The organism is Cellvibrio sp., from assembly GCF_053579595.1.
In genome coordinates this window covers 1-2,342 of the sequence record NZ_JBRFPI010000526.1, presented here as the reverse complement: position 1 = coordinate 2,342, position 2,342 = coordinate 1, and the positions used below count along the sequence as shown (strand labels likewise).

Below are 2,342 nucleotides of genomic sequence, written 5' to 3'. Positions count from 1 at the left end.
CCTCCGGCCATCGCGGTTCATCTTTTAATACCAGCTTCAACGAAAATCATGTACTGGCCATTAGCCAGGCGATTTGCGACTACCGCAAACAAGCTGGTATTACCGGCCCACTCTATGTGGGTATCGACACTCACGCGCTCTCTGAGCCAGCGCAAATCAGCGCCGTAGAAGTGCTCGCTGCAAATGGCATTGAGATTATGCTCGCTAAAGATGGTGAATACACACCGACGCCAGCCATTTCCCATGCAATTCTCACCTACAACCGTGGTCGCACGTCTGGTTTGGCTGATGGCATTGTGATTACACCATCGCACAATCCACCAGATAATGGTGGTTTTAAATACAATCCCCCGAATGGCGGCCCGGCTGATAGCGACATCACCAATTGGATGCAAGCCCGCGCGAATGAATTACTGGAAAATAATCTGCGTGATATAAAACGTATGGATTATCACCAAGCAATCAAATTAGCGGCCACTCATCATCACGACTATGTACACAACTACGTCAAAGATTTGATTAACGTTGTAGATATGGAAGCGATTCGCGGCGCGAATGTGCATATGGGTGCAGACCCTCTCGGTGGCGCTGGGGTTAATTACTGGAGCGCTATTGCCGATCACTATCAGGTAAATTTGAAAGTACTGAACACTGCTGTCGATAAAACCTTTTCATTTATGACGGCAGATTGGGACGGGAAAATTCGCATGGATCCATCCTCCGCCTATACCATGCAAGGCATGGTTGAGCGCCGCAATTTATTTGATGTCGCCTTCGCATGTGATGCCGACCACGACCGCCACGGCATAGTTGCACCTAGCTGCGGTTTACTGCCGCCCAATCACTATCTCGCCGTTGCGATTCAATATTTATTTCAAAATCGTCCGCAATGGCGTGCGGATACCGCAATTGGTAAAACGGTTGTGAGTAGCGCAATGATCGATAAGGTTGCAAAAAAAATTGGCCGCCGTTTATATGAAGTACCCGTAGGATTTAAATGGTTTGCACCAGGTTTATTTGACGGTTCACTCGGCTTTGGGGGTGAAGAAAGTGCAGGCGCTTCTTTCTTGCGCATTGACGGCAGTGTCTGGACAACGGATAAAGACGGCATTATCCCGTCGCTACTTGCTGCAGAAATTAAAGCAAAAACGGGCCGCGACCCAGGTGAATGTTACAAGCTGCTGGCGGATGAATTTGGCCATGCCGCAGAAGCCCGTGTAGAAGCACCTGCAAACGCAGCACAGAAAAAAGCGTTGTCAAAATTATCACCCGAACAAATCACTTCCACTGAATTAGCCGGCGATAAAATCGAAACCATTTTGACCAATGCACCGGGCAACAATGCCAGTTTCGGTGGCATTAAGGTGATGAGCAAAAATGGCTGGTTTGCAGCTCGACCATCAGGAACAGAAGAAATTTATAAAATTTATGCGGAAAGTTTTAAAGGCAAAGAACATCTGCAGCAGTTGATCGCGGAAGCCCAAGTGATCGTGGATAAAGCAATTTCGTAATTTTTCTTTTTTCGCAGATAAAAACGCCCGATAATATCGGGCGTTTTTATTTTACTCATATTTATGCAGGGCATTTTCTTGTTCTTAAAAGAAGCTTGAAAGCGAGATAGCGACATCACAAACTAATCGTCGGCAAGGGAATCCAATCTTGCTCACCGGGCACCATCGCAAAACCACCATTCGTCCAACGCTCTCCAGCCGCACGTACTTTTTCACGAGAGGACGCTACAAAATTCCACAAAATAAATCGCTCACCCCCCAAAGGTTCACCACCCAGTAACATAATATTTGCGCCACTTACAGTAGCGATCACCGAATCCTTATCCAGTACAGCCATGTGAAATTCTGGCACCAACTCGCCATTCACCGTAACACTCCCCCAGACAACGTAAATCGCTAATTCCTGCTGCGGAAAATCCGGCGAATACTGCGTATCAGCCCCCAAAGCAATATCAAGGTAAGTCGTTACACTTGCGGTTTTAACAGGTGATTCAACATCAAATGCTTTTCCAATCAGCACCTGGACGCTCATGTTCGGTAAATTTATCGAAGGGATAACTTCCGCAGGGTAATGTGCAAACGAAGGCTCGCAATCTTCCACATCTGTTGGCAAAGCCAACCAAATCTGGATTCCCTCTACACTCGTATTTTGTTCGCGCACATCATCAGGCAAACGTTCGGAATGCACTATTCCGTTACCCGCAGTCATTAAATTAATCGCACCCGGTTCAATACGCTGATGAAAACCTAAACTATCTTTATGCATCATCGCGCCGGAAAATAAATAGGTGACTGTTGCCAATCCAATATGCGGATGCTGGCGCACATCGC

General features: G+C 47.0%; 2 protein-coding genes. One reads left to right on the top strand and one right to left on the bottom strand.

Features of this window, described 5'->3' with window-relative positions; genetic code table 11:
• Window positions 1–1,511 (top strand): phosphoglucomutase (alpha-D-glucose-1,6-bisphosphate-dependent) (gene pgm / locus ACWA6V_RS20700; protein WP_449524258.1); only part of this gene is annotated, 1,511 nt, incomplete at its 5' end.
• A 115-nt stretch (window positions 1,512–1,626) separates the two neighbouring features.
• Here pgm and ACWA6V_RS20695 read toward each other — a convergent pair.
• Window positions 1,627–2,342 (bottom strand): pirin family protein (locus ACWA6V_RS20695; protein WP_449524257.1); only part of this gene is annotated, 716 nt, incomplete at its 5' end.